General features: G+C 42.5%; 28 protein-coding genes. 11 read left to right on the forward strand and 17 right to left on the reverse strand.

Annotated features, from left to right (window positions below; translation table 11 throughout):
- Positions 1-14 precede the first annotated feature (14 nt).
- The 6 genes from N773_RS0104075 to N773_RS0104100 form a co-directional block, all read right to left on the reverse strand.
- Positions 15-1919, reverse strand: coding sequence for a GGDEF domain-containing protein (locus N773_RS0104075; protein ID WP_024856589.1), 1905 nt, complete (start codon positions 1917-1919; stop codon positions 15-17).
- Between the two features lie 145 nt (positions 1920-2064).
- Positions 2065-2844, reverse strand: coding sequence for a putative ABC transporter permease (locus N773_RS0104080; RefSeq protein ID WP_024856590.1), 780 nt, complete (start codon positions 2842-2844; stop codon positions 2065-2067).
- Between the two features lie 140 nt (positions 2845-2984).
- A complete protein-coding gene (locus tag N773_RS0104085; protein ID WP_024856591.1) occupies positions 2985-3239 on the reverse strand; it encodes a sporulation transcriptional regulator SpoIIID in 255 nt (84 codons plus the stop codon).
- Between the two features lie 52 nt (positions 3240-3291).
- Positions 3292-3711, reverse strand: a complete 420-nt coding sequence (locus tag N773_RS0104090) for a putative ABC transporter permease (RefSeq protein WP_242840348.1) — start codon at positions 3709-3711, stop codon at positions 3292-3294.
- 103 nt (positions 3712-3814) lie between these two features.
- Positions 3815-4027, reverse strand: a complete 213-nt coding sequence (locus tag N773_RS0104095; protein ID WP_024856593.1) for a hypothetical protein — start codon at positions 4025-4027, stop codon at positions 3815-3817.
- 66 nt (positions 4028-4093) lie between these two features.
- Complete coding sequence (locus N773_RS0104100; protein WP_242840349.1) at positions 4094-4996, reverse strand: nucleoside recognition protein; 903 nt, start codon at positions 4994-4996, stop codon at positions 4094-4096.
- Positions 4997-5247: 251 nt separating this feature from the next.
- Here N773_RS0104100 and N773_RS0104105 point away from each other — a divergent pair, with 251 nt between their 5' ends.
- The 10 genes from N773_RS0104105 (at position 5248) to N773_RS0104150 (ending at position 14065) form a co-directional block, all read left to right on the forward strand.
- Complete coding sequence (locus N773_RS0104105; protein ID WP_024856595.1) at positions 5248-5547, forward strand: YabP/YqfC family sporulation protein; 300 nt, start codon at positions 5248-5250, stop codon at positions 5545-5547.
- Entirely contained in the window at positions 5528-6778 is a 1251-nt protein-coding gene (locus N773_RS0104110) for a sporulation protein YqfD (protein ID WP_024856596.1), read from the forward strand. Before N773_RS0104105 ends, N773_RS0104110 begins: the two co-directional genes overlap by 20 nt.
- A 105-nt stretch (positions 6779-6883) precedes the next feature.
- Positions 6884-7879 carry a PhoH family protein gene (locus tag N773_RS0104115; RefSeq protein ID WP_024856597.1) on the forward strand — a complete coding sequence of 332 codons (996 nt, stop codon included), beginning with the start codon at positions 6884-6886 and terminating at the stop codon, positions 7877-7879.
- Positions 7848-8360 carry an rRNA maturation RNase YbeY gene (ybeY, locus tag N773_RS0104120; protein WP_024856598.1) on the forward strand — a complete coding sequence of 171 codons (513 nt, stop codon included), beginning with the start codon at positions 7848-7850 and terminating at the stop codon, positions 8358-8360. The genes N773_RS0104115 and ybeY overlap by 32 nt, the downstream gene beginning before the upstream one ends.
- Positions 8344-8823, forward strand: coding sequence for a diacylglycerol kinase family protein (locus tag N773_RS0104125; RefSeq protein WP_024856599.1), 480 nt, complete (start codon positions 8344-8346; stop codon positions 8821-8823). The genes ybeY and N773_RS0104125 overlap by 17 nt, the downstream gene beginning before the upstream one ends.
- Complete coding sequence (locus tag N773_RS0104130; protein WP_024856600.1) at positions 8816-9355, forward strand: NUDIX domain-containing protein; 540 nt, start codon at positions 8816-8818, stop codon at positions 9353-9355. The genes N773_RS0104125 and N773_RS0104130 overlap by 8 nt, the downstream gene beginning before the upstream one ends.
- A 15-nt stretch (positions 9356-9370) precedes the next feature.
- Complete coding sequence (locus N773_RS0104135; RefSeq protein ID WP_024856601.1) at positions 9371-9838, forward strand: GNAT family N-acetyltransferase; 468 nt, start codon at positions 9371-9373, stop codon at positions 9836-9838.
- 1 nt (position 9839) lies between these two features.
- The gene (gene era, locus N773_RS0104140; protein WP_024856602.1) at positions 9840-10736 is read left to right on the forward strand and encodes a GTPase Era; all 897 of its coding nucleotides are present in this window, start codon (positions 9840-9842) and stop codon (positions 10734-10736) included.
- 159 nt (positions 10737-10895) lie between these two features.
- Positions 10896-11642 (forward strand): DNA repair protein RecO, encoded by a 747-nt coding sequence (gene recO, locus N773_RS0104145; protein ID WP_242840350.1) that lies wholly within the window; start codon positions 10896-10898, stop codon positions 11640-11642.
- Positions 11643-11656: 14 nt separating this feature from the next.
- A complete protein-coding gene (locus N773_RS0104150) occupies positions 11657-14065 on the forward strand; it encodes an endonuclease MutS2 (RefSeq protein ID WP_024856604.1) in 2409 nt (802 codons plus the stop codon).
- A gap of 45 nt (positions 14066-14110) precedes the next feature.
- Here N773_RS0104150 and N773_RS0104155 read toward each other — a convergent pair whose 3' ends face one another.
- From N773_RS0104155 to N773_RS0104170, 4 genes are read right to left on the reverse strand one after another with little or no spacing between them, the layout of a single operon-like run.
- Complete coding sequence (locus N773_RS0104155; protein WP_024856605.1) at positions 14111-14353, reverse strand: hypothetical protein; 243 nt, start codon at positions 14351-14353, stop codon at positions 14111-14113.
- A 1-nt stretch (position 14354) separates the two neighbouring features.
- On the reverse strand, positions 14355-15686 hold the full coding sequence (locus N773_RS0104160; RefSeq protein ID WP_024856606.1) for an esterase/lipase family protein: 1332 nt from the start codon (positions 15684-15686) through the stop codon (positions 14355-14357).
- Positions 15687-15696: 10 nt separating this feature from the next.
- Positions 15697-16686 carry an ATP-binding protein gene (locus N773_RS0104165; protein WP_024856607.1) on the reverse strand — a complete coding sequence of 330 codons (990 nt, stop codon included), beginning with the start codon at positions 16684-16686 and terminating at the stop codon, positions 15697-15699.
- Positions 16683-17711 carry a DnaD domain protein gene (locus N773_RS0104170; protein WP_024856608.1) on the reverse strand — a complete coding sequence of 343 codons (1029 nt, stop codon included), beginning with the start codon at positions 17709-17711 and terminating at the stop codon, positions 16683-16685. The genes N773_RS0104165 and N773_RS0104170 overlap by 4 nt, the downstream gene beginning before the upstream one ends.
- A 161-nt stretch (positions 17712-17872) precedes the next feature.
- On the opposite strand from N773_RS0104170, the gene N773_RS0104175 reads away from it, so the two are divergent.
- Positions 17873-18631 carry a YdcF family protein gene (locus N773_RS0104175; protein ID WP_024856609.1) on the forward strand — a complete coding sequence of 253 codons (759 nt, stop codon included), beginning with the start codon at positions 17873-17875 and terminating at the stop codon, positions 18629-18631.
- Between the two features lie 57 nt (positions 18632-18688).
- On the opposite strand, the gene N773_RS0104180 is transcribed toward N773_RS0104175, so the two are convergent.
- The 7 genes from N773_RS0104180 to N773_RS0104210 form a co-directional block, all read right to left on the reverse strand.
- On the reverse strand, positions 18689-19222 hold the full coding sequence (locus tag N773_RS0104180; RefSeq protein WP_024856610.1) for an HD domain-containing protein: 534 nt from the start codon (positions 19220-19222) through the stop codon (positions 18689-18691).
- Positions 19223-19377: 155 nt separating this feature from the next.
- The gene (locus tag N773_RS0104185; RefSeq protein WP_024856611.1) at positions 19378-19728 is read right to left on the reverse strand and encodes a hypothetical protein; all 351 of its coding nucleotides are present in this window, start codon (positions 19726-19728) and stop codon (positions 19378-19380) included.
- A gap of 14 nt (positions 19729-19742) precedes the next feature.
- Positions 19743-20648 carry a radical SAM protein gene (locus N773_RS0104190; protein ID WP_024856612.1) on the reverse strand — a complete coding sequence of 302 codons (906 nt, stop codon included), beginning with the start codon at positions 20646-20648 and terminating at the stop codon, positions 19743-19745.
- Positions 20641-21672, reverse strand: coding sequence for a hypothetical protein (locus N773_RS0104195; RefSeq protein WP_024856613.1), 1032 nt, complete (start codon positions 21670-21672; stop codon positions 20641-20643). Before N773_RS0104195 ends, N773_RS0104190 begins: the two co-directional genes overlap by 8 nt.
- Positions 21673-21694: 22 nt before the next feature.
- Positions 21695-22594, reverse strand: a complete 900-nt coding sequence (gene ispE / locus N773_RS0104200) for a 4-(cytidine 5'-diphospho)-2-C-methyl-D-erythritol kinase (protein WP_043537772.1) — start codon at positions 22592-22594, stop codon at positions 21695-21697.
- Positions 22581-23762: an aminotransferase class I/II-fold pyridoxal phosphate-dependent enzyme gene (locus tag N773_RS0104205; protein ID WP_196231598.1), complete on the reverse strand. Its 1182-nt coding sequence runs from the start codon at positions 23760-23762 to the stop codon at positions 22581-22583. The genes ispE and N773_RS0104205 overlap by 14 nt, the downstream gene beginning before the upstream one ends.
- Positions 23759-24238 (reverse strand): Lrp/AsnC family transcriptional regulator, encoded by a 480-nt coding sequence (locus tag N773_RS0104210; protein WP_024856616.1) that lies wholly within the window; start codon positions 24236-24238, stop codon positions 23759-23761. Before N773_RS0104210 ends, N773_RS0104205 begins: the two co-directional genes overlap by 4 nt.
- Positions 24239-24292 lie beyond the last annotated feature (54 nt).

Consider the following 24292-nt stretch of genomic DNA (forward strand, 5'->3'; position numbering starts at 1 on the left):
CGGGATTTTTTGTATCAGTATCTTCTAAGATAGCGCGAGTAATTTTTGCGCTTTTTCTCTTTGTACATTACTTCATCGGCCTTAGTTATCAGCTTGAAAAGTGTCATATCGTCAGCAACTCTGGTAACAAGAGTACCTATACTGCACTCGACTTGATAGGGTTTTCCGGTTATCTTGTTGGTATGTTCTACTCGGCTCTTGATCGCAGTCTCTACCTTTTCGATGTCCTCTTCTTCCGCATTCAAACCTATAACGATAAACTCGTCACCGCCGAATCTTGCACATATCATGCCTTCTTCGCAACTTTCGCTGATTATTGTGGCAAGAGTTTTAAGAGCAAAATCACCCTCGCTGTGTCCGAAGTTATCGTTTATGTATTTCAGTCCGTCCATATCAACAAAACTTATAAGCAGTTTCTGTCCCAACATCCTGCATTCGTTGAATACCGAATCGGCAGCTCGGATAAAACCATTTCTGTTGTAAATATTGCAGAGCGGATCGATGACATAGAGCTTATCCAGCTCATCGATAACGTTATTGAGATTGATAAGCTTTCGGATATCCTCAAGGCTTTGGCTGATACTCATTATCAGTGAATGACATACCATGCTTCTTGTGGGAAACTCGCTGTTAGTGATTATAGCATAACCGAGACATCTCTCTCTGAAATGCAGCGGAAGATAATAGCTGATATTTCCGCCTGTGGCAAAGTTTCTTGGAGCAATGTTGGAACTTCTGAAGCACTTAACTTCGGATATCTCACCCTTGTTCCATATCAGCGGCGCAGACATCTTAGGTGTGTATCCGTGTATGAGGGAATCCTCTATCTTCACGGAATAATTGCTTATCCAGTCATCACAAAGACAGATGCAAAAACGGTCACAGTCGAGTTCTGAAACTCTGTTTCCGATGACTCTCATGCATTCCTCGGGTGTTTCGGTCTCGGCAGTTTCGGATATGATGCTGTTGAGCAGACGAACTTTTGACCTGTTGTAATCGAGTATATTATAGGTGTACCTGCGGTAAGCGTTGATATCCGTTAGTTCGGTAGATACACAGCCGCAGCTTTCCGATAGTACGAGCTTAGCATCAAGATTCCTGATTTTCTCCCATGATTTACCTTCTATTGCATTGTAAAGTATCTCACAGGCTGAATATCCGGCTTCAGCAAGAGGTCTTTCAACGGTCGTCAGTGCTGGATAGTGATGACGGGCATTGTAGATATTATCAAAACCTGTCACAATAATGTCATCCGGTATAGTATATCCCCTGTCCTCAAATACCTTTATTGCTGAAAGTGCAGCGGCGTCATTCGCACATATCAGTGCATCAGGCAGTTTTCTGCCGCTCTTTAAAAGCTTTTCAGCCATGACTTTACCATCACTTGGACGGAACTCACCGAACATTATCCTGTCAGGGTCAACGCTCTTCCCTGCTGCAGTCATTACCTCACAGAAGGCTTCATATCTTTCCACGGCTTCGGGATTATTCTGAGATCCTGAAAGATATGAAATATCATTTGCACCGTGAACCTCAATGATATGGCTGACAAGCTCAGACATGGCTTTTTTGTTGTTGATAGTCACATTCATGAACTGCGGATATTCATTGCAGTCAAAAACAACAACAGGAAGCATTGAAGCTTTAATTGCCGAAACGAGTTTCTGTTTGACCTCGACATCGGGGATAGTATTTATCATAAGTATAACGCCATCGAACATTTTGTAGTTTATCAGGCTGTAAATATTGTTCTCTCCCACATCGAATCCGCGGTCTGAAACAACTCCGCAGAAACAGGAAAAACAAGAGATGTTGAGATCTTTCTCTTTAGCATATTCGATAACTCCGTCGATAACGCCGCGCTGATATTCTTCGTCAATGCCGGCAGCGATCAGAGCGATCTCAGTGGGTCTGTTCATAAAAACGACCTCCCTTTTTTATATAATAGTATTATCTTTTATAGTATACAATATTTTTTGTAAAAAATCAATAGTTTTTGAAAAAAACTTCCAAACATCACCATAAAACGCGGTGATATTTGGAAGTTTTGATGGTATACAGATCTCAGAGTTCTTTTTTGATAAATGAAATCATATCGTTAAGCTTGCCGTTTTTTGCCTGCTCAAGCTGTTTTTCCATATAGCTTCTAAGTATGTCGATAAAATCATGTTCGGTATGCAAAGCGAAGATAAAACGGTATCTTCTGCGCTGCCGCCTGGCTTCGGCTCGGATATGTTTTTTCAGCTCATCATAGCGTATGACCATTTTGTTTTCGGTGGCAAAGGCTTTGATCTTTGCGGTAAGGCTGAAGGACATTACCAAGTCGATAGTAAGTATACCGTAGAAAAAACCTATCACAAAAGAGAACAGCAAATTATGCGAGAACCATTCAAGACCAGATAAAATTCTCGGGTGAATGAAAAAATAATAACCTGCTCCGAGCATAGCCCAGTAGAATGAAAATCTCAGACAGATTATACCCTTGTAGTTAAATCTCAACTCAGAATAATCCCACAGTTTAATGTGGCGTCTTATAATGAAAAGTTCACCTGCGATAAGTTCAATGACTGTCATGGCTACAGCCATTACGGCAAAAAGCACACCTTTTCTTATCGAGTCATTATCTATCGGTATGAACTTTTCCAGCATCGCCATCAGGTAAAGTGCTGTCAGTCCGAAACCGTAAAGCGGAAGACATGGACCATTGAGAAATCCCGGGTTTATCCAGACTCGTTCCTTGTTCGTCGGTTTGAAGCGGCGGTAAAAGACTTCCAGCGTCCACCCGAGCATACTGCCCGATGCAAACAGAAGTGCAAGTATCATAAATCCGTATACGATAGTCATAAGTACACCTCGCAAAAATGACCGTAATTCATTTTAATTATATTATAGCTGAAATCTATGATTTTGTCAACTGCAATATGCCGTCCTGCCGCAGTGCGGAAGAACGGCATATGCTTATGTATATTCCTATCAGCGGATATTTATTTCTGAGCGATCTCATATTTGTGTTTAGTTGCAAGACCGCCGCGTATATGACGCTGCTCTTTGTTTTCCTCAAGTATTTTACGGACCTCACTGAAAAGAGAGGAGGACAGCTTCGGAAGTTGTTCGGTAAGGTCTTTGTGTACTGTGGATTTTGATACTCCGAATTCTGCTGCGGTGGCTCGTACAGTAGCTTTTCGGCTGACCATGAATTCGCCGAACTGCACAGCCCTTTCCTTATCGGTTCTAAACATTGTTCACACCCCTTTTGCTACATAATATGTCGCAGTGAGGTGTGATAGAACATTATATTATTTTTGTTGACTGCTTATGATCGGTAGTGAGTTCACAAAATATGAACCGCCTTATAAAGTTATCGGAAACCATCCCGAAAAATGACAGTATGAACCATACGGCAGAGTAACGCAGACATATCTGACCATCGAAATTAAATGGTATGTTATGATAATTCCATATTTTCATGCCCATTTGTCGGTTCAGTATCTCTCCTGCAAGAAGCTCACCCGAAGTGATAAAAAGCATTGATCTGAATAGTACCCCGATACAGGTCATGCGACCCGCACGTCGTTCTCCGTTCAGTTCGTGTATCACTATCATCGCAATTGCACCGAGCAAGCCCATAGATATATGTGAGTATCCCCTTTTTAGCATCTCGATACAGCCGTAGCATATCCCACCGAATATACCGATCGTAAAAAGCTTCAACAGTTTTTTCATCTTGTCACCCCGAAAATATCTTCTCGTCAGAAGTATTGGCAGAAATATGAACATAATACAAAAAAGGCGGGATATTCTCCCGCCGTTGATATCAGATTATATCATCTTCCTGATTAGGAATGTTAAGCTGTTTCTTGGGAACGCGCTTTATCGGATCATAATCCCACTTTTTGCAGGCGAAATCAGCATCTACAAGACCCTGCTTTTCACACAGTACCTTATTACCCTCTTTGGATTTGTTGCCGAACTTACAGTATGAACATGACGGTGTTATCTTATTGCCGAAAAAACTTTTCTTTGCCATTATTTATGCAACTCCTTTTGCAAAAAAGATATATTATATTTTCAGTTCTGAATTATATACATTATATCACACTCGATCTGAAAATACCAGACCTTTTTTGTAATTCAGTAGAAAAATCATGAATATTAAACATAATGAAGCACTTAAATTGTTTACTTTAACCAGATTATGATTATATGAAACAGCAGTTACAGTTTCGCTGATCAAATGTGGCTGTAATATTTTACATAACACTGCTGATAGAAGTGCGGCGAGAGGTCTATGTTTAATAAAACTGAACATTGATAATTTTTCTGATTTCAGTGCAAATAACTGTATGATTATACATAGTCCGCCGAAAGAACAGACTGCACAGATAAATGGTAAAAGACGATAAGGTGATCCTTGCAGTTCTGAAAGTGATGTAATTTCCATAAAAGCTGACAGCATGACTGTTTCGTTATCAGAAAGTCCGAAAATATTCTGTAAAAAGTCTAATATGCCGCCTGCTTCAAGTAAAGCCGTAACAGCCGAAAAGAATATAACTGTCATACAGATAACGCCCATGGACTTCCCTGCCAATGTGATACTTCCGACTAACAGATCACCATTTCTCTTTTCAGATACAATTCGGTTTTCTTTAAGTTCAGAAGTTCTGCACACGAAAAATGCTATAACAATATTAGATAAAAGTACCGATAAAAAAATCAGCAGTCCGACTTCTTTACTTCCGAAGACCGTAAGTCCTATAGCACCGCTGTAAAATGCAGGGCCTCCGCAATAGCAGAAGCAAGATGCTTTTTCTGCAGTTTCTGCATCGATTTCTCCACTGTCAAGCATATCGGAAAGAATTTTGATTCCAACCGGGTATCCTGCAAAAGTGCTTATAAGAAAAACTGTGAAAACGCCTTCGGGCATACGAAAAAATACGAGTGGTATCCACTTGAATGGTTTGGTAAGTATTCGTAAGCATCCGCTGTTAACAAGCATAGAAGATGCCGCCATGAAGGCAAAAAGGGACGGTATCAGGATATTCAGACACCTCATTACAGAATCTTTTACGGCTGATGATATCTCCGCGGGATAGAACGCCATTCCCACTGAGATAAGGAACAGTGATATACATAATAAAACGTCTTTCAGCTTGGATATGTTTTTGTGTTTCATAGGTTTTACCTCCGATACAAGTATATGCCGCAGACAAGCGTAATATAATATTTGTGACGAAGGGAGGTATAACAATGGCTAGAATACCGGGGATAAGCTTTTTCGGAAAAACGCGTGAACTTATGTATCTGCAGTCATACATAAGTATAAAAGACAATACTTCGGCGCTGGTAGAAAATTGCAGACAGATTTACGAATGTACAGAGGTGTGTGTAAGGCTTCTGACAGGCAGTTTTGAGATAGAACTGTGGGGAAATGGATTGATGCTGAGTTCATATGCGGAAAACAGTGTTGAAGTCCGAGGAACGATAGAACAAGTGAAGCTTGTTTCACGCGAAAACAGGAGGGATTCAGATGACGCTGGGAAGCATTGATTACAAAATCGAGGGAGGTAATGTCGCCAGACTTCTGGAAGCTTTTACGAAAGAAAAACTCATATATTCAGAACTTTGCGAGACTAATGACTGCCTGACTCTGAAAGTTTCTTCTGAGCACAGTTTCAGATTTGAAAAGCTTTGCAGAAAAGAGGGTTTTGAGCCGGAGAAAATGGCTTACCACGGTATGATGAGATTTTATCGTAACCTTATCAAACGTCCGGGAATTATCTTGGGTGCTTTTATGTCGGTATTGCTGATGGCTTATTATTCTAACGTTATACTAACTATAAAAGTCGATACCGATGATCCGATCATTTATGGTAAAATAATCGATGTTTTGAACTCTGACGGAGTGAAAGCAGGTGCGTATATTCCCGATATCGATCTGGTAATTGAGGAACGTTCGCTGAAAAGTCAGATAGAAGAAGTAGCATGGGCGGGAATAAGCCGCACGGGTTCGGGTATCGCTGTGGATATAATCGAAGCTATCGAAGCTGAAAAAGGCATCAATGTTGGAATGCCATGTCATCTTGTTGCTTGCGAAGACGGCGTTATAGAAGAGATAGAACTGATAGACGGACAATTGATGAAATGTCTTGGCAGTGGTGTTACCAAAGGCGAGATAGTTGTAAGCGGAAAGATAGTTACTGAGAATTCCGAATGGACGAAAGAGGGCGAAGTAGTTAACTCAAAAACCCGATATACAAGAAGCATCGGAAAAATTCTGGGAACTTTTACAAGAACAATAGTCTTTGAACAGCCTTTCGATACGGAAGAAAAGGTTCTGACAGGCAAAAAGCGGAAGCTTACTCACCTTGAATTATTCAGTGCCCGTATACCACTTTATACCAAAACACCCGAAGGCTATTATGAGACAGAAAAAGAAGAAAAGCACTTTCCGGAAATAGGTGGCTTCGTATTGCCATTTGGTTTATCTGAAATTAATCTTCGGGAATTTGACGTAAGAAGTCAGGTGATCAACAAGGAGGAAGCGCTTTCCCGCGCAGAAAAAGCAGCATACAGATACGAACAGAATTTTCTGGAGCCTTATGAGATACGCGGAAGGGACTCAAAAACTGAAATTACTAAAGACGGAGTAAGGCTTACAGTGACCTACGAACTCTACGGAAACCTCTGTAAAGAGAGCGATTTCTTCATACCGAAATATATTGTTCCCGAATCAGAAAAACGCCAAAAAGAAAATGTGCAAGATAGTGAAAATTATTGATATTTTTTGTTGCATTTAATTAAAAATTTGATTTTTTTTGTTGCATTCCATTAAATAATGTGGTATAATGGTTCCATAATGTAAAATTGAGCGGAGTGTATCCTAATGGCAGAAAAACTGATAGCCGTTGACAGCATGGAAACTATGCTGAGTTTGTTCGGCAGCTATGATGAAAATGTGAATCTGATACAGCGCGAATACGGTGTTGCCGTACTGGGACGCGGTGAGGATATCAAGATCACCGGTGACGAACAAGGCGTGTTTAACGCCTGTGAAGCGATCAACGGATTGATAACCATGATAAACAGCGGTGAAAAGCTCACCGAACAAAGTATACGCTATGTTTTCGCACTGGTGCGCGAGGGCAGGCAGTATGAGCTGAACAACCTCAGCGATGACGGCATTTGCGTAACGATAACCGGCAAGGTCATAAAACCAAAAACTCTGGGGCAAAAGCGGTATGTAGATTTTATCCGCAAGAATACCATTGTTCTCGGCATCGGACCTGCGGGTACAGGCAAGACCTATCTTGCGGTGGCGATGGCAGTCAAAGCTTTCAAAGCTCATGAGGTGGAAAAGATAATCCTGACAAGACCCGCAGTAGAAGCAGGAGAAAAACTGGGATTTCTGCCTGGTGATCTTCAGAACAAGGTAGATCCATATTTACGACCTCTTTATGATGCTCTCTTTGAAATGCTGGGACCCGAATCCTTTGCAAGACAGCAGGAACGCGGATGTATCGAGGTAGCACCTCTGGCATATATGAGAGGCAGAACTCTTGATAACGCCTTCATAATACTGGATGAAGCCCAGAACACTACCAACGAACAGATGAAGATGTTCCTTACTCGACTGGGTTTCAACTCAAAAATAGTAATAACGGGCGATATAACTCAGATCGACCTGCCCGATAACAGAAAATCGGGACTTATTCAGGCGATGCACGTTTTAAAGGACGTTGACGATATCAAAATAAACAGATTTTCCGATAAGGATGTAGTCAGACACAAGCTGGTACAGGATATAATACTGGCATACGAAAAATACTCAAAAAGGAATGGGAAATACAATGGACAAAGTCAAGGTAATGATCACCAATAATCAGACAGAGATTAAGATACCTGTAGGTATAAGGATGTTGGTTAGGCGCTGCTGTCATGCGGTGCTTGAATATGAGGACTTCGGAAAAGATGCTGAGGTTTCCGTATCTTTTATAAATGACAAGCAGATACACGAACTCAACAAGGAACACAGGAATATCGACAGACCAACCGATGTGCTGAGCTTCCCTCTCGGTGAAGACGGAGAGTATGACGTCAATTACGAAACAGGTGCCTGTCTTCTCGGCGACATTGTTATCAGCCTTGAGACAGCAACAAGACAGGCTCAGGTATACGGTCATTCCCTTGAACGTGAAGTCGGCTTTCTGACTGTTCATTCGATGCTGCATCTGCTGGGATATGATCACGAGGAAAGCAGTCTTCAGGAGCGTATAATGAGGGAAAAGGAAGAGGCTATTCTCGCTCAGCTGGGAATTTCCAGAGATGAGACATTTGTAGAGGAACATGAACATAAAGACTGAACTTCTGAAGTTTTTAAAGGGCTTCAGATACGCGGCTAGCGGGATAATCCGCTGTATAAGGACACAGAGAAATATGCGCTTTCATATCGGCGCCGCAGGGGCTGTTGCGGTCGTTGCGGTGTTATGCAGTGTCAGCATAGCGGAAAAGCTTGCGCTTATGCTGACTGTCGGCGGTGTTATGGCGCTTGAATGTGTCAACACTGCAATAGAGAACGCAGTTGACCTTGCCACCAAAAGCAGACCTTCACAACTGGCAAAAGCAGCCAAGGACTGTGCTGCCGGAGCGGTGCTGATATTCTGCATAGCAGCTGTTTTTGTTGCAGCTGAGGTTTTCGGCAGAAGGATACTTTACATCTTAGGCTGTTTTGCAGAATACCCTGAACTAATCATAGCTGCGGTGCTTTATTTTGCATTGTGGTTCTGGTGGGTCTTTCTATGCTTCAGGGAGAATGATGATGACTGAAAATAAAGAACTGATGACAGAACTTCGGGATACCGAATGGGAATTTGAGTACACCGACCATGACAGGCTTATTGCAAGAGCTATCATTTTTGATGATAAGAGGTCATTCTATTTTGTCAGAGCTGAGCGTGACGATGATTTCGGCAAGGCAGTGCTTATAGAAACTTCAGGCGGCGGAGTTGAGGAAAACGAAACTTCCGAGACAGCTATAATCAGGGAACTTCGTGAGGAGCTTGGTGCAGAAGTCGATATAATATGCAAGATAGGTGTCGTCAGTGATTACTACAATCTAATCCACAGGCATAACATAAATAACTACTTTCTCTGCAAAGTGAAAAGCTTCGGTGAAAATCATCTTACTGAACAGGAGAAAAAAGATTTTCATCTTTCAACTTTGAAGCTTAGTTTTGATGAGGCTGTAAGGGAATACAAAAACAGAAGCTGCACAAAGATCGGAAGACTGATAGCAGCCAGAGAACTGCCTGTACTTATGCGTGCAAAAGAACTGATCGATAATAAAATTGCAAAATAATACAGAGGGATAATGATGGAGATAAAAGAAGCATTACCCGAAGATCTCTGCACTGTAAAGGAGATCACACGTAATACGATAAAGACCGTTTATCCGAAATATTATCCTGTCGGTGCAGTAGAGTTTTTTCTAAAATATCACAGTGATGAGAAAATAGCCGAGGATATCAGATATCAGAGAACTTTTCTATGCATTGACGATAAGGGCAATAAAGTAGGAACTGTTACTATAAAAGGAAATGATATCGGAAGGCTTTTCGTACTGCCCGAATTTCAGGGTAAAGGATACGGCAAGGCGCTTCTCGACTATGCCGAAAAACTGATAAGCCGAAATTATTCCGAGATAATACTCGATGCATCACTTGCGGCTAAAAAGATATATCTTAACAGAGGATACGCAGAAATTGAGTATAAGACAGTTTTGACTGATAACGGTGATTTTCTGTGCTGGGATATAATGACCAAGAAAGTAAAGGAAAAATAAAATGACAAAGAATATTTTTGTGACAATAGCAGGCAGAGCAAACGCAGGAAAATCTTCCCTGCTGAATGCACTTGTCGGTGAAAAAATAGCGGCTGTAAGCGACAAACCGCAGACCACAAGAACTAAGATCACGGGAGTTCTCACAAAAGGGGAAACTCAGTTCGTTTTCATGGATACTCCCGGTATGCACAAGGCGAAAAATAAGCTGAGCGAACATATGGTGAATACCGTCAACGAAACTATAACAGGCGTTGATATGATAATCCTTATGTGCGACTGCACAAAGAAGATATCCGATAACGAAAAAAGCCTGATAGCAAGCTTCAAAGGCGGAAAAAGCAAAGTCATTCTTGCACTGAATAAGATAGATCTTCTTGATAACAAGGAAGAAGTTATTGCAAAGCTGGCTGAGTATTCAGCGCTTTATGATTTTGCAGAAGTTGTTCCGATAAGCGTTGTTCAGAATGACGGGCTTGATATCATCATGGATATACTGGAAAAAAATGCAGCCGAGGGACCCCACTTCTTCCCCGATGACAAGTTCACAGATCAGCCCGAGAAAGTCATCATGGCTGAGATAATACGCGAAAAGGCGCTCAGAAATCTTAACGATGAAGTTCCTCACGGTGTAGCTGTTACTATCGAACAGCTTGGTGAGCGCGAGGACAGAAGCGGCGAAGCTATACTTGATATAACGGCGACCATATTCTGCGAAAGAGAATCCCATAAGGGCATAATTATCGGCAAGGGCGGTTCAATGCTGAGGAAGATCGGTCAGGACGCAAGAGCCGATCTGGAGGATTTCTTCCAGATAAAAGTCAACCTTCAGTGCTGGGTAAAAGTCAAGGAAGGCTGGCGCAACCGTGAGGGTATGATAAAGAATTTCGGACTTTCCTGATTGGGAAAATGTTCCGCTCATATTCCGTCCTTTAAAGAGCAAGCTATCTTTAAAGGATGGTGAGCGAATTGGTACTATGGGAGAAATTTCTGAAAAGCGGCAGTGTTGATGATTACCTCGCGTATGCGAGAGCTGAAAGGACTGATATGAATGACGACCATGAAAGGACTTATCCTGAAAGAGACTGACAGCGGTGAATCAAGCAAGTCAATATGTGTACTGACTGCCGAAATGGGAGTCATCTATATTTACGTAAGGGGCGGAAGAAAGAGCAGCAAGACTGTTTCCGCTACCCAATCATTCAGCTATTCTGAGCTTTGCTTTGAAGAAAAGAAAAATGCCAATGGACAGGTCAGCCGCTATTTGAACAGCAGCGAGCCTGTCAAGCTGTTTTATAATATAAGACTTGATGCGGCTAAAGTTGCACTAGCTTCGTATTTTTCGGAGCTTTTGATCTATTCGGGTACTGAGGGACAGGAATGTAAGGAAGTAATGCGGCTTGCGCTGAACACGCTGTATTTTCTGGACGAGGGAAAAATGGCACCTGATCTTCTGAAATGCGTGTTTGAATTCAGGCTTCTCTGCGAGATCGGTATGCGCCCGAAACTGGTTGGCTGCGCTTTCTGTTTCAAATACGAAGATGACAAAATGCACTTTAATTTTCTTGAAGACAGACTTGAATGCAGCAGCTGCTGCCCCAATCCCGAAAGCATACACACTCTGATACTTGATAAGCAGCTTCTCTATATAGTGCGTTATATCGCCCTGACGGAGTATGAAAAATTATTTTACTTTAAGATAAGCGACAAATATCTTAAAAAGCTCACCGAATTCACCGAGAGATACGTGGGATATCATTTCAGAAAAAAATTCGGTGCATTGGAATTTTACAAGATGTTGAAATGAGGTATTTTACATAAATGGGACTTGATAATATAAATCATGAGATCCTTGAACTGGATAAAGTTCTTGAAAAGCTTTCAGAGCTTTGTTCAAGCAAGGATAGCAAACAAGCGGCGCTGGCTGTCAGACCATCTGACGACCTGTACACCGTGCGTACCGAAATGGCTAAAACAGCCAGTGCGCTGAATATGTCCATTAAGAACGGTACACCTGCTTTTTACAGTATAAACAATGTATCCGCAAGCCTGAACAGAGCAAAGGCAGGCGGCACTCTTTCACTTGGGGAACTGCTGGAGATAAAAAAAGTTCTGGGTCAGACCAATGAGCTTTGCAAATGGTTCGACCAGAACGAGGACAAGAACACTCCCCTTTCCTATCTGTTTGAACAGCTTTTCCCGAACAAATCATTATGGCAGAGATTGGAAACTGCCATACTTGACAGCGAAAACCTTTCCGATGATGCCAGCCCTGAGCTCAGGTCTATCAGAAACAAGATAGCAAAGGCTGGTCTGAAGATACGTGAAACTTTGGACAAGATGATAAAATCGCCCTCAACACAGAAGTACTTGCAGGAATCAATTGTCACTATGCGTGACGGCAGATTTGTTGTACCTGTAAAGACAGAGTTTAAAGGAAACGTGGGCGGTCTGGTTCATGGCACTTCGGCAACAGGCTCGACCTTATTTATTGAGCCGATCTCCGTAGTTGAAGCCAACAACGAAGTCAGGATACTTCAGGGCAAGGAGCAGGACGAAATTCACCGCATACTCACCGAATTCTCCAATGAATGCGCTATGATGCAGCCACAGATAGAATCAAACTACGATGCGGCTGTTAAGCTGGATCTGTATTTTGCAAAGGCTAACCTCGGTGCAAAGATGCGAGCAGTCGATCCTGAGATATCCGAAGACGGAATAATCGTTCTGAACAAAGCAAGACACCCTCTTATTGATGAAAACAAAGTCGTGCCGATAAACTTTCGCTCGGGTACCGATTACAATGTACTTGTTATAACCGGTCCGAATACAGGCGGTAAGACTGTTACACTAAAGACTGTCGGTCTGCTGACACTGATGACAATGTGTGGTCTGATGATACCCGCATCTGACGGCTGTAAAATATCGGTATACAAGAATATACTTGCAGATATCGGCGACAGGCAGTCAATTCAGGAAAGTCTCTCAACATTCTCCTCACACATGGGCAAGGTGAAGGATATAATAGACAAAGCCGACCATGAGAGCCTTGTACTGATAGACGAACTTGGTTCCGGTACAGACCCGGTTGAGGGTGCTGCTCTCGCGGTTTCCATTATCGAAAGACTGCGTCAAGTAGGCGCAACAGTAGTCACAACTACTCACTATCAGGAGATAAAAATGTATGCTCTTGATACCGACGGAGTAGAAAATGCGTCCTGCGAATTTGATGTTGAGACCATGCGCCCGACATACAAGCTGGTTATCGGTTCACCCGGTAAGTCGAATGCATTTGCGATATCTAAAAATCTTGGTATTGATGATGATATAATCAACTATGCGAAATCTCTTATATCCGAAGAAAACAGGAGATTCGAGCATATAATAGATGACCTTGAGAAAGCAAGGATAAGCCTTGAAGAGAACAATCTTCTTGCAGAAAAATACCGCAAAGAGGCCGAAACCCTGCGAAATGAACTTAATGAACAGAAGAAAAAGTTCATGGAAGACAAAGAATTCGAGCTTGAAAAAGCAAGACGTCAGGCAAGTGATATCGTAAACCGTGTTCAGCGTGAATCACAGGCACTGGTAGATGAACTCGACAAGCTTCGCAAGGAAAAAGAAAAGAACGGCTTCACACAAAAAGCAATGGATGCAAGGCAGAAACAGCGTTCTACAATGAATAAGCTTTATCTTGAGGCAAATCCTGTTTCAGAACAGCCCGATGATGATTATGTTCTGCCGAGACCTCTCAAAAAGGGTGATACCGTGCTAATAACCGATACAAAGCGCAACGGAATAGTTGTGACTCCTCCCGATGACAAGGGAATGTGCTTTGTTCAGGCAGGCATAATGAAGACAAAGATCGATGTAAAAAAACTTCGTCTTGTGGAAAAACAGCAGCCTGCCAAAACTCCTCAGAAACAACAGACAAAGAAAAAGCGCGGAGTATCCACCAAGGGCGTTGAAAGCCGCATGACAAGACGTTTCTCGACTGAACTTGATATCAGGGGTTACGCAAGTGATGAGGGCATCCACGAGATGGACAGCTTTATCGATAACTGTGTAATGTCAGGAATCAGTATGGTAACGGTCATACACGGAATCGGTACGGGAGTACTGAAAAATGCGGTTAGAAATCATCTGCGCAGACATCCGTCGGTTAAATCTTACCGTCCCGGAGTTTACGGCGAGGGAGAAGACGGTGTAACTGTTATAGAACTTAAATAAAACAAGACGACCCGAGGAATAACCTCGGGTCGTTTAATTATCTTGTCAGAACTGTCCTCCCGCCTGTGCAAGAAGTTCGCGCAGAGCATTCAGAAGTTCGATATCATCGGCATTGAGCTTGATGCTTGCCTCGATCTTCTGACCTGCAGCATTGGTAACTTTAAGGTCGAGAGCGCCGCCATCTTCCATACCGCTTGCAGCTGTCTGCATAAACTGAGGTATCCTCGGGTGGTTTTCTCTGAATTTTTCAAGCAAAGGTTTCAGCTTGACTACTGCCATTGGGTTCATATTACAATCCTCTTTCTTTCAGGTCTTTGACTATATCCACGTAAAATTCGCGGACATCAAATCCATCTATATTTTCGCGGAAAAGGTCGATCATATCACCATGTGAAAGACCTCTTCTGCCTTTATGGTTTATCATAAGTGTATTCTTACCGCGCAGAGCAGATTCCTTAACTACCAGACCATCATTTCCTGTACCGTCTTTGCAGTTCATCATGTAGCCGAGATTAAGTGGAAATCCGGCGGAGAATACATTTTTCATCACGGACATAACCGATCGGTAGTATACATTCGGACTATCAGGTATCTCCTCGTCAAGCTTAGCGCAGTTTGAATGAGTAAGCTCACGCAATCCTTTTTCAAAATCGGGGGCTGTATCACCGAGAACGGTGAACAGCTTGTTGTATCTGGCTGCCACGAATTTCAGCAGACCATCGGGAACTTTAGCCAGTATATCATCAACGAAGTTACAGCCGTAATGGGGCGTATTTATCGTTACCAGACTTGCAACATACCTGTCCATGCCCAGTTTTGATATGGCATATCTTGAATCAAGTCCGCCTTTTGAATGGGCGATGATGTTCAGCTTTTCAGCTCCTGTTTCTTTTATTACTTCCTCGATCTTGTCACGAAGCTCTCCTGCACTGACGGATATCAGGTTTGCCGACTGCTGACCTCCGTAGTATATCTCTGCGCCGTTTCGTACAAGTTCCTTTGGTACTCTGCCCCAGTAATTGAACATCTGCCAGTCGCGGAAAAAAATGCCATGTACCATAAGTATTGGGTATTTCGTTTTGCAGACTTCATTCTCCTTGCGCATATCATCAAGTTCCTGCTTTGCCTGTTCAAAGCGGAATTCTTTTTTAGCCGATTTGGAGATCGCCTTCAGTATAAAGATGTTCACCACAGGTATATACCAGGTAAATATCAAGGCTATGTATTTTATTACTTTGACCTGTCTTGAAGATATCAAAAGTCTGATTATCCCGACAAAAGCACAAATGGCAATTATAGCATATCCCGTAAGTGCATTTGCGACCAATCGCCAAGGGTCAGATCCGCCGATGATAATAAATGCGAGCACTGTCGCAGTATGCAAAACAAGAGAAATTACTGCGCCGTCAATAAGGAATGAGCCTTTTGCTATGCGGCAGAGTTTTTTGTTCTTGTCGGAATGCCCGCCTGCAGATATAAGATAGATAAAGCAGAACAGCGCCAGCCCAATTATAATAAGTATCTTGACCGCTGTAGAAAACTGAACTACCGTCCATAAAATAACAGAATTGCAGAGGCAAAGTATCAGAAACTGGTCTAAAAATAGTCTTATCTTTCTCACGATAGTTACCTCAAATAATACCGTTTCTCAGCTTGACCAGTCTTACATCACTGCCCGCAAAGAAGAAAGGTCTGAAACAGCCTGTAATTCGTGAAACTATTCTGTCGTTGTATTTTTTGCCGACTTCGTTAACTGTAAGATTAGTTGATATAAGTGTAGGTCTGCGCTCGTTTATGCGCTCATTTATGAGTTCATAAAGTACCGAATCAGTGAACTGCGTCTGAAATTCGGAACCAAGGTCATCAAGTATAAGCAGGTCTGCTTCAAGCATGATACTCATGGTATCTCCCTCGGCTCTGTGAAAACGTTCGTCTTCCACCTGACGCATAAGTTTAAGCATCGAACCATAAACAACATTCCAACCCTGTGATATAAGCTCTTTTGCGATACATGACGAAAGGAATGTTTTGCCCAATCCTGTCTTTCCAAAAAATATCAGCGAGCTTGTATGGGGTTCAAATCGTGTTGCATAATTTTTGCAGTTCTCAAAAATGGTCTGCATCTTCACCCTGGGGATCTCACCGTTAACAGGAGCATCGCTGTAATACTCAACCCTGAAATCAGCAAAATCGTGAAGCTCTATGGAACAGTTTGCGTTAATTTCTTCGGTCGTATACTTTTTAAGTAGCCTTTTCATGCACTCGCATCTTACACCGTCATGGTATCCCGAATCACTGCAGATCTCACACTGATAGTGCATCTGCAAGTAGTCCTCGGGATAACCGCAAGCCTTTAGCATCTCGTGCATCGTGTGACGAAGGTTGATATTTTTCTCCTTGATCTCGGCTATCTTCTTTGATACGTCAGCACTGCTTTTCCCTTTTCCGATATTTCCGATAAGCGCATAGTTCAGCCTTATGGCTTCGCTGTGCATACGATATATTTCGGGAGCGTTCTGAGCTATCTCGTCAAGTCTTCGCTGATATTCCTCGTTCGCATTATCCTGACGCCGTCTGAGTTCAAGCTCGGCGCGGTCAAATGCCTGTTCGGTATATTTCATTGATCTTCTTCCTTCCTGACGTTCCAGGGAGCGTCACCGAAATCATAATTCCTTGCAAAATTCTCATACTCATTCAGATCATAAGAAGGCTTGTCTTCGCTGACAGCAGAGTATTTTTTCTTATGCTGCATATCAGACTGTTCTGCATCTTCTACACTGCTTACACCGACCTTAGCCCAGTTTTTGAGTATACCGTCTATATAGCTGAAACTGAGTTTACTTTTGGTATCAAGGCATTTATTGTAGGCAAGCTCTATAAGATCATTGTTGAAACCAAGCCTTCTCCATTCCGTCATATACTGCTGCTGCTTCTTAGAAGGACGATTTTCCATGCCGAAAATACCAAGAATCTTATTCTCATAGCTTCTTCGTTCCGAAGCAGTGATTATTGCCTGCTCAACTTCCGCATAGGTGTTTATGCCTTCATTGTACCAGTTTATCATGACAGTATGAAGATACGCTATACTGCACTTTCCTGCTGCACGGCAATGATCGGCAGCTAGAAGTATAGATGGTGCATCAAATCGGTAAAGCTCGTAAAGTTCTATAAGCTTTCCAAGCTCCATGCCATTTATTGAAAATTGGAGAGACTGTATCTCATTAATAAGGCTTTTTAGCGTAGCGTCGTTTTCAGCCTTTTGCTGTATCTCGCGCTGTGAGTATTTTACGATTATCTTTTTTTCGACAGCTGCTGCCTTAGTGGGCTTTACAGATTCAACCAGCGAAGCCGGCTCGTTCTTACCCGAGAAAGTATGTGATACTTCCGGCTTTGAAACAACTGGATTTTCACCGTTTACCTTTATAACTCCGCGTTCCTTCCAATAGGTAACAGCTGAATCAACATCTGCCTCTGAAAAGCCTGACATAGCAGACAGTATGGCTGAATCGGTATATCTCGGACCTGCAAGAATGCAGAGAAGTATTTTAATCTGAGCTTCATTGCAGCTTTTTATATATCCGCCTGCCGCAGCCCACGGGAAACTGAAAGATGCTCCCCAGCTATCAGCTTCAAAACAATAATCCATAGTTACAGACCTCCTGTGCGTAACTTTTATTATATCATATCTCCGACTGAAAATCAACCCTTTTCGCTTTATGTCAAAGTGCTCGAAATTTCTGACCTGTTGCAATTGCGAATGTTTTATGTTATAATAATATAAAAGAAAAATGCGAAAGGAATACAACAATGACTATTAAATACATTATCCTTGCAGTAGAGATTTTCTTACTGCTGCTCTTTATTGCTCCATTTCCGATCCTTAATGCTGGAAACGTCGCAGGCATCGTTTTTTTCACGATCATGATAGCTGCGACCATAGCGCATCGGCAATTCTTTAAACTACTGAAGTCCATGTGGGCTCACGTATGGGGCAAAGGGATTATAATAGCAGTTTGTGTCTTTCTGGTAGTCGGATTTACCTATGTGGGCATACTTTCCTATAAAATGTACAAAGCTCAGGAAAATGAACCCAAGGATACTGAACTGATAATAGTTCTCGGCTGTAAGGTCAAAGGTGAAAAGCCCTCGCGTATGCTCAGATACAGGCTTGATGCCGCATATGAAGCTATGAAGAAGCATCCCGATGCACTGGTAGTTCTCTCGGGTGGAAAAGGCAGTGATGAAAAGATATCCGAAGCCGAGGGTATGCGCAGATACCTGGTAGAAAAAGGCGCAGATGAAAGCCGCCTTATCATGGAAGACAAATCTACCAACACATTTGAGAATATCAAATTTTCATTCGCCATAACCGATAAACTAGGCTGCGGAAGAGATATCACGATAGTAACAGACGGCTTCCATCAATACCGTGCTAGTCTTATCGCAAAGCAAGAGGGCGCCAGAAATGTGACCGCTTATTCCGCCAACACTCAGCCAAAATATGTTCCGACATACTGGGTGCGTGAATGGCTGGGTCTCACTCATTTCTTCGTATTTGGAAACTGATAGAAAAAAACAAGTCTCCTGCGGGATAAGCGCAGGAGACTTGTTGCATTTACTGTATCAGGCTGCCTTTTTGTGCTTTATGTTGCTTACGGTGTTTGAAAGAACGTTTTTGCAGTGTACACCGAACTCCAACATAGCAGCATACTTGTCTATCATTACGATAACATAGGACTCTGCATATTTGGGCAATTTAACTGTCAGCGGCCACATATGCTTGATTATCATATCCTCTTCGACCTTGCCAAGCTTAAAATGCTCTTTTGCATTTTCAAGGGCTATCCTCGGGTGAGTAAAGCCATGTGGCAGCTCGCCTTTCTTTCTTGGCTCATCGCGCCAGTCGTACAGAAACAGATCGTGGAGCATACCGGCTCTAGCAGCGGCTTTCGCATCCAGACCCAGTTTTTTGCAGACAATATAGTTATAATATGATACATTTAGACAATGCTGGTAACAGGTCGTGCTGTAATGGTGTCTGAATTTCTTCATCTCACTCACTACTTCATTGTCAAGCAGATCCTTGACATATTCAAAATATTCTCTGCTCTCCTTCGAGGTCTCAACAGAATATCTTGAACCCATTGCTTTGGACATCGGCATTCCCTCTTTTCTTTATCTTACAATCAGTATTATGTGTTTGTTTTGTGATAAGAACTAATTCATAGTTCTTAATGTCATTATAACGCATTTTGTACTGATTGTCAAGGGTTAGTTATTACAAATCGGTTAATATTTAAGAGATAATTATATCATTTTACAGTACGCCTGATATACTTCTGATAAAAGCCAGAATTTGTCCAGTATTCAAGCTTTTCAAGTATCTCTGTTTTTGAGCGCGAAGAAAAAACTTCCAGTGGATGTTGAAAGGGTGCTTCAAAAGTGATATTGACCATATACAGTTTATATCTTCCCTCAAGATCACCATGCGGATACCAACCGAGATCAATAAGAAGCTCGTTGTTTTCAAGCTGTAAAAGATCCTCATATAGCTCGTATGAATATTCCGATTCATCTTTCTCAGGGTCATATTCCGAGAAATTATTATAGGCTACTTTCCAACCAGCACATATCCGCAATGGCTGTAATTTAAATTCTTTCATTTGCTGCTCCGATATCAATAGTATTTCTTATCAAAAAATTCGGGGACATATTTGTCTTCGGCTGCACTTCTCTGCTGGAAAAATCCGTCAAATCCGCAGTTCTCAATAAGTCTGCAGACGTACTCATATTCAAAGGTTGAAGTTCTGCGGGACAGTGCCTTGATATCCTTTGCTTTATACATAGGAACATACTGGCTCATAAGACTGACAAGAATTTCCTGAGGAGCAAAGTTGTCAGCCAGCCAGCCGATTATCTTAGCAGAATCATGACGGCAACCCGGTAGTACCAGATGCCTTACGATGACTCCACTTTTCATTATGCCGTTTTCATCGAATTCAGGTTGACCAACAAGTTCGTGCATTTTTATCAACGCTCGTGTAGCTCGTTCAAAATAATCAGTTGCGCCTGAATAATCAGCTGAAAGTTTGTCCGAATAATATTTCAGGTCGGGGAGAAAAATATCCACCTTGCCCCTCAGCATTTCAAGAGTTTCAAGGCTTTCATATCCGCCGCTGTTATAAACTATCGGGATGTTCAGCCTGTCCCCTGCTATGTCCAGCGCTTCAATTATCTGCGGAACATAGGGTGCAGCTGTAACAAGATTTATATTGTGCGCTCCTTTATCCTGCAGCATCAGAAACGTGTCAGCAAGTTCTTTAGCAGTAAGCTCAAAGCCCTTTCCCTCAGCAGATATCTCATGATTCTGACAAAAACAGCACTGTAGATTACAGCCTGAGAAAAAAACAGTTCCCGAGCCTTTAGAACCGCTTATCGGTGGTTCTTCCCACATATGGAGATCGGCACGGGCTATCTTTATTACAGCACCCGCGCGGCAGAACCCTTTTTCGCCCGAAAGTCTGTCTGCCCCACATTTACGTGGGCAGAGCATACATTTATTCAATATGTTCATATCACTCATTTTTGTCAAGGTCAATGTTAAAGAAGTATTCAACGTTCTGTCCATTGTATTCAAGATCAACAACTATATATGCATTATCAGAAGCTTTATCGCATAACAGCTTGGGTCTCATATTCGATCTGTCGCCGATACAGTATATAAAATTGTCTGACAAAATGCCAGTATATGTGCTCATGTCGTGATTTTCGGAATCGTAACCCTGAATGTATACTTCATTGATTTCAACATCGCCGTTTTCAAGGCACCTGTGATCTGAGTATTCAAACTCAATGGTGAGGTCTAACACATAGAGTTCACGGGGGTCACATTTTGAACTTTCCTTCCACTCATCGTTTTCATTAAATAAAAGACTATTCTTATGGAAAGAATCAAGGCTTTCATCGTTAGACATGATCTCACTGATATTGCACTCTGTCAGATAAGCATCTATATCGCAGTCAGTGGTCTTTACACCCTCTATAGAGTTTTTCCTGTCGATCTCGTACTTTTTCTTTTCAGGAACTGAAGAAGACACCGATTTATCTGAAACAGCACCTTCAACCTTCTCCCTGACAGTATCTATCAGGTCGGGATAGTTTTTAAATACCATACCCAAGGTTATCAGTATAATGAGCGGAACTGCACAGCCCTTGCCGCAACCACCGGGTTTCTGAGATTTATTTCCATTATTTGGATTATATACATTTTGCGGGGCATTGTATTGTGTTCTATTAAAAGACTGCCTTGATGGAGTAGCCTCAACATTGATATCGCCGCCGTTCCTGCGTTCATATTTTGCAGCAGCTGCGCGGTTCTCCTCACGACGTTCTTCTTTAAGGAAATCTGCATTGCCATCTCTGAAAGTATCACTTCTCACAAAGCGGTTATCGTAAAAAGCACTGTCATCATACTGCTGATGGCTGTGTTCATCTTCACCGTATATACCGCAGGATATATCATCTTCGCGGGCAGTAAGGCATTCGGGACATATCTGTTCGTCCTTGTCCTTGAATCTGTATCCGCAGAATCTGCATTTATAATTCATTCAATTGCCGACCTTTCTTAGTTTATCTGTTCACCCACATAAGCTCATACCCGCCATTTACAGGTACGCAAGACTTGCAGTAGCTGTATTTCCCTGCCAGTTTTGCAGCAGCTTCCTCAGCATAACATTCTTTTTCAAAAACGCCGAAAACAGCAGAACCGCTTCCGGTCATAAGGGTATTCAGCGCACCTGCTTCTTTAAGTTCTTGCTTTGCCTGTTCTATCTCTGGCATATCCATCACAGCTTCAAATACATTGAACAGGTATATGCTGGTCGAGAATATATTACCGGAAGCAAGAGCTTTCAAAAAATAATCAAGATGACTTCTTGGCGGAGACTTCATCAGATCGTAGCGTTTGTAAGCCTCGGGAGTTGATATACTCACATCGGGCTTGATAATAACAAAAGCACAGTCCGGGGACGGCAATTTGTTTGTAATCTCGCCGATACCCTGACACAACCGTGTTCCGCCTTTGATGCAGAAAGGTACATCGGCACCGAGCTTTGTGCCCATCTCACAGAGTTCGTCCTCATCTTTCAGAGTGCAGAAAAATGTGTTCATCGCTTTCAGCATGGCGGCACAGTCAGCACTTCCGCCGCCCATTCCCGCCTGTGAAGGCAGATTTTTTTCAACTTTGACTATCAGTTTTCCGCCGTAGGTTATACCCGTCTGTTCCTTGAAAACATCAGCCGCTTTCCATATAAGATTACTGCTGTCAAGGGGAAAGCCTTCCTTATCGCAGATTATCTCCATACCCTCGGGAGCATTTTTGTCTATCGAAAGTTCCAGAGTATCATACACGCTGACAGTCTGCATAACGGTATTGAGCATATGGTAACCATCATCACGCCTGCCGATTATATCCAGCAGAAGATTGACTTTGCCGTATGCTTTGACTTTTATATTCTCATAAAGTGCCATTTTTAAGCTCCTCTAAAAATTCTCCGATACGCTTTATCGCTTCTCTCAGGTGACTGAGAGAATATGCGTAGGAAACACGCACGAATCCCTCGCCGCATTCGCCGAAAGCGTTGCCGGGTACAACAGCGACTTTCTTGGTGTAAACCAGTTTTTCGCAGAAATCACTGCTGGAAAGACCTGTGCTTTTTATACAAGGAAATACGTAGAATGCTCCTTGCGGCGTAAAGCAATCCAGACCCAGCTTGTTGAATGCGTCAACAAGATATCGTCTTCGCATATCGTATTCATCGCGCATTTTAATGATATCTTCATCACATTCCCTGAGTGCGGTAATTGCAGCAAACTGGCTCACCGTCGGGGAAGACATTATTGCGTACTGGTGCAGTTTCAGCATCTGCGAGGTAAGTTCTCTCGGTGCGGCAGCGATACCAAGTCTCCAGCCGGTCATAGCGTAAGCTTTTGAAAATCCGTTTATAACGATAGTCCGTTCTCTCATATCGGGCAATGAGGCTATTGAAACGTGCTTGCCGCTGTACGTGAGTTCGGAATATATTTCATCAGACAAAACCAGAATATTAGTTCCGCGCAGAACATCTGCAATTTCTTCAAGATCTTCTTTTCGCATGATCGCACCAGTGGGATTATTCGGAAAAGGAAGTACAAGAAGTTTTGTTCTGTCGGTTATCTTACTGCGAAGTTCTTCGGCAGTTAGGCGGAATTCATTCTCAGCCTTGGTCTCAATTGGAACGGGTACTCCCCCGCATAGAGTCACAATGGGACTATAACAGACAAAAGAAGGTTGAACTATCAGTACCTCATCACCTGATGTGACTATCGATCTTATGCAAAGGTCGATACCCTCAGAACCGCCTACTGTAATAATTATTTCATCATTCGGATCGTAATCTACGCCGATGCGATCGCTGAAATAGCGAGAGACTTCCTTGCGAAGATCGGCAAGACCTGCATTTGCAGTGTATGAAGTTCTTCCCTTTTCAAGGACATTTATAGCTTCGCGCCTTACCACCCATGGGGTCTTGAAATCGGGTTCGCCAACACCGAGGGAGATAACGCCTTCAAGCTGCTGAGCAATATCAAAAAACTTTCGTATACCTGAGGGCTTCATGTTCACGATGGCAGGCGAAAGTACCTTGTTGTAATCTATCATGGGAACATCAGTCCTCTCTCATCTTTTTCATCAGCGGTAACGGATATACCGTTGACCTTGTAGCTTCTCAGCAGGAAATGTGTAGCGGTGGACTGCACGGCATCTATGGCTGCAAGGTTCTCTGCTACAAAGCGGGAGACCTCGCGGATATTTGTGCCTGTTACAGAGACAAGAATATCATAAGCGCCCGACATAAGTCTTACTGATTCCACCTGTTCGTAGGCTGCTATGGACTTTGCTATATCGTCATAGCCTGACTGTGACTGTGGAGTAACTTTCAGTTCGATCAAAGCGGTAACTGAATTTGGATCGTAAACAGCTTCATCAACGATGGCAGTATAGCCTGTAATGATACCGTCTTTTTCCAGCTTTTCTATATCCGCGGCGACTTCACCCTCTGTCTTACCGAGCATTACAGCAAGCTCGGCATTAGTCAGTCTCGCATTTGACTTTAAAAGTTTAAGCAGTTTTTCCATAAGTAGACCTCCTTCTCGGGAACAGGCGCTAAAAACTCCAAAAAGAGTTTAGCC

Source organism: Ruminococcus albus AD2013 (assembly GCF_000526775.1).
GTDB lineage: Bacteria > Bacillota > Clostridia > Oscillospirales > Ruminococcaceae > Hominimerdicola > Hominimerdicola alba_A.

What these genes read in the sequence shown, in the direction of transcription:
- N773_RS0104135 (WP_024856601.1), top strand. Translation starts at nt 9,371, where the DNA reads ATGGAGATAAAAGAAGCATTACCCGAAGATCTCTGCACTGTAAAGGAG.
- N773_RS0104165 (WP_024856607.1), bottom strand. Translation starts at nt 16,686, where the DNA reads ATGAAATATACCGAACAGGCATTTGACCGCGCCGAGCTTGAACTCAGA.
- N773_RS0104115 (WP_024856597.1), top strand. Translation starts at nt 6,884, where the DNA reads ATGGCAGAAAAACTGATAGCCGTTGACAGCATGGAAACTATGCTGAGT.
- recO (WP_242840350.1), top strand. Translation starts at nt 10,896, where the DNA reads ATGAAAGGACTTATCCTGAAAGAGACTGACAGCGGTGAATCAAGCAAG.
- N773_RS0104080 (WP_024856590.1), bottom strand. Translation starts at nt 2,844, where the DNA reads ATGACTATCGTATACGGATTTATGATACTTGCACTTCTGTTTGCATCG.
- N773_RS0104110 (WP_024856596.1), top strand. Translation starts at nt 5,528, where the DNA reads ATGACGCTGGGAAGCATTGATTACAAAATCGAGGGAGGTAATGTCGCC.
- N773_RS0104105 (WP_024856595.1), top strand. Translation starts at nt 5,248, where the DNA reads ATGGCTAGAATACCGGGGATAAGCTTTTTCGGAAAAACGCGTGAACTT.
- N773_RS0104170 (WP_024856608.1), bottom strand. Translation starts at nt 17,711, where the DNA reads ATGGATTATTGTTTTGAAGCTGATAGCTGGGGAGCATCTTTCAGTTTC.
- N773_RS0104205 (WP_196231598.1), bottom strand. Translation starts at nt 23,762, where the DNA reads ATGATAGATTACAACAAGGTACTTTCGCCTGCCATCGTGAACATGAAG.
- N773_RS0104130 (WP_024856600.1), top strand. Translation starts at nt 8,816, where the DNA reads ATGACTGAAAATAAAGAACTGATGACAGAACTTCGGGATACCGAATGG.
- N773_RS0104195 (WP_024856613.1), bottom strand. Translation starts at nt 21,672, where the DNA reads ATGAATTATAAATGCAGATTCTGCGGATACAGATTCAAGGACAAGGAC.
- N773_RS0104190 (WP_024856612.1), bottom strand. Translation starts at nt 20,648, where the DNA reads ATGAGTGATATGAACATATTGAATAAATGTATGCTCTGCCCACGTAAA.
- ybeY (WP_024856598.1), top strand. Translation starts at nt 7,848, where the DNA reads ATGGACAAAGTCAAGGTAATGATCACCAATAATCAGACAGAGATTAAG.
- N773_RS0104095 (WP_024856593.1), bottom strand. Translation starts at nt 4,027, where the DNA reads ATGGCAAAGAAAAGTTTTTTCGGCAATAAGATAACACCGTCATGTTCA.
- N773_RS0104085 (WP_024856591.1), bottom strand. Translation starts at nt 3,239, where the DNA reads ATGTTTAGAACCGATAAGGAAAGGGCTGTGCAGTTCGGCGAATTCATG.
- ispE (WP_043537772.1), bottom strand. Translation starts at nt 22,594, where the DNA reads ATGGCACTTTATGAGAATATAAAAGTCAAAGCATACGGCAAAGTCAAT.
- N773_RS0104185 (WP_024856611.1), bottom strand. Translation starts at nt 19,728, where the DNA reads ATGAAAGAATTTAAATTACAGCCATTGCGGATATGTGCTGGTTGGAAA.
- N773_RS0104075 (WP_024856589.1), bottom strand. Translation starts at nt 1,919, where the DNA reads ATGAACAGACCCACTGAGATCGCTCTGATCGCTGCCGGCATTGACGAA.
- N773_RS0104100 (WP_242840349.1), bottom strand. Translation starts at nt 4,996, where the DNA reads ATGCTTGTTAACAGCGGATGCTTACGAATACTTACCAAACCATTCAAG.
- N773_RS0104150 (WP_024856604.1), top strand. Translation starts at nt 11,657, where the DNA reads ATGGGACTTGATAATATAAATCATGAGATCCTTGAACTGGATAAAGTT.
- N773_RS0104155 (WP_024856605.1), bottom strand. Translation starts at nt 14,353, where the DNA reads ATGAACCCAATGGCAGTAGTCAAGCTGAAACCTTTGCTTGAAAAATTC.
- N773_RS0104180 (WP_024856610.1), bottom strand. Translation starts at nt 19,222, where the DNA reads ATGTCCAAAGCAATGGGTTCAAGATATTCTGTTGAGACCTCGAAGGAG.
- N773_RS0104125 (WP_024856599.1), top strand. Translation starts at nt 8,344, where the DNA reads ATGAACATAAAGACTGAACTTCTGAAGTTTTTAAAGGGCTTCAGATAC.
- N773_RS0104210 (WP_024856616.1), bottom strand. Translation starts at nt 24,238, where the DNA reads ATGGAAAAACTGCTTAAACTTTTAAAGTCAAATGCGAGACTGACTAAT.
- era (WP_024856602.1), top strand. Translation starts at nt 9,840, where the DNA reads ATGACAAAGAATATTTTTGTGACAATAGCAGGCAGAGCAAACGCAGGA.
- N773_RS0104175 (WP_024856609.1), top strand. Translation starts at nt 17,873, where the DNA reads ATGACTATTAAATACATTATCCTTGCAGTAGAGATTTTCTTACTGCTG.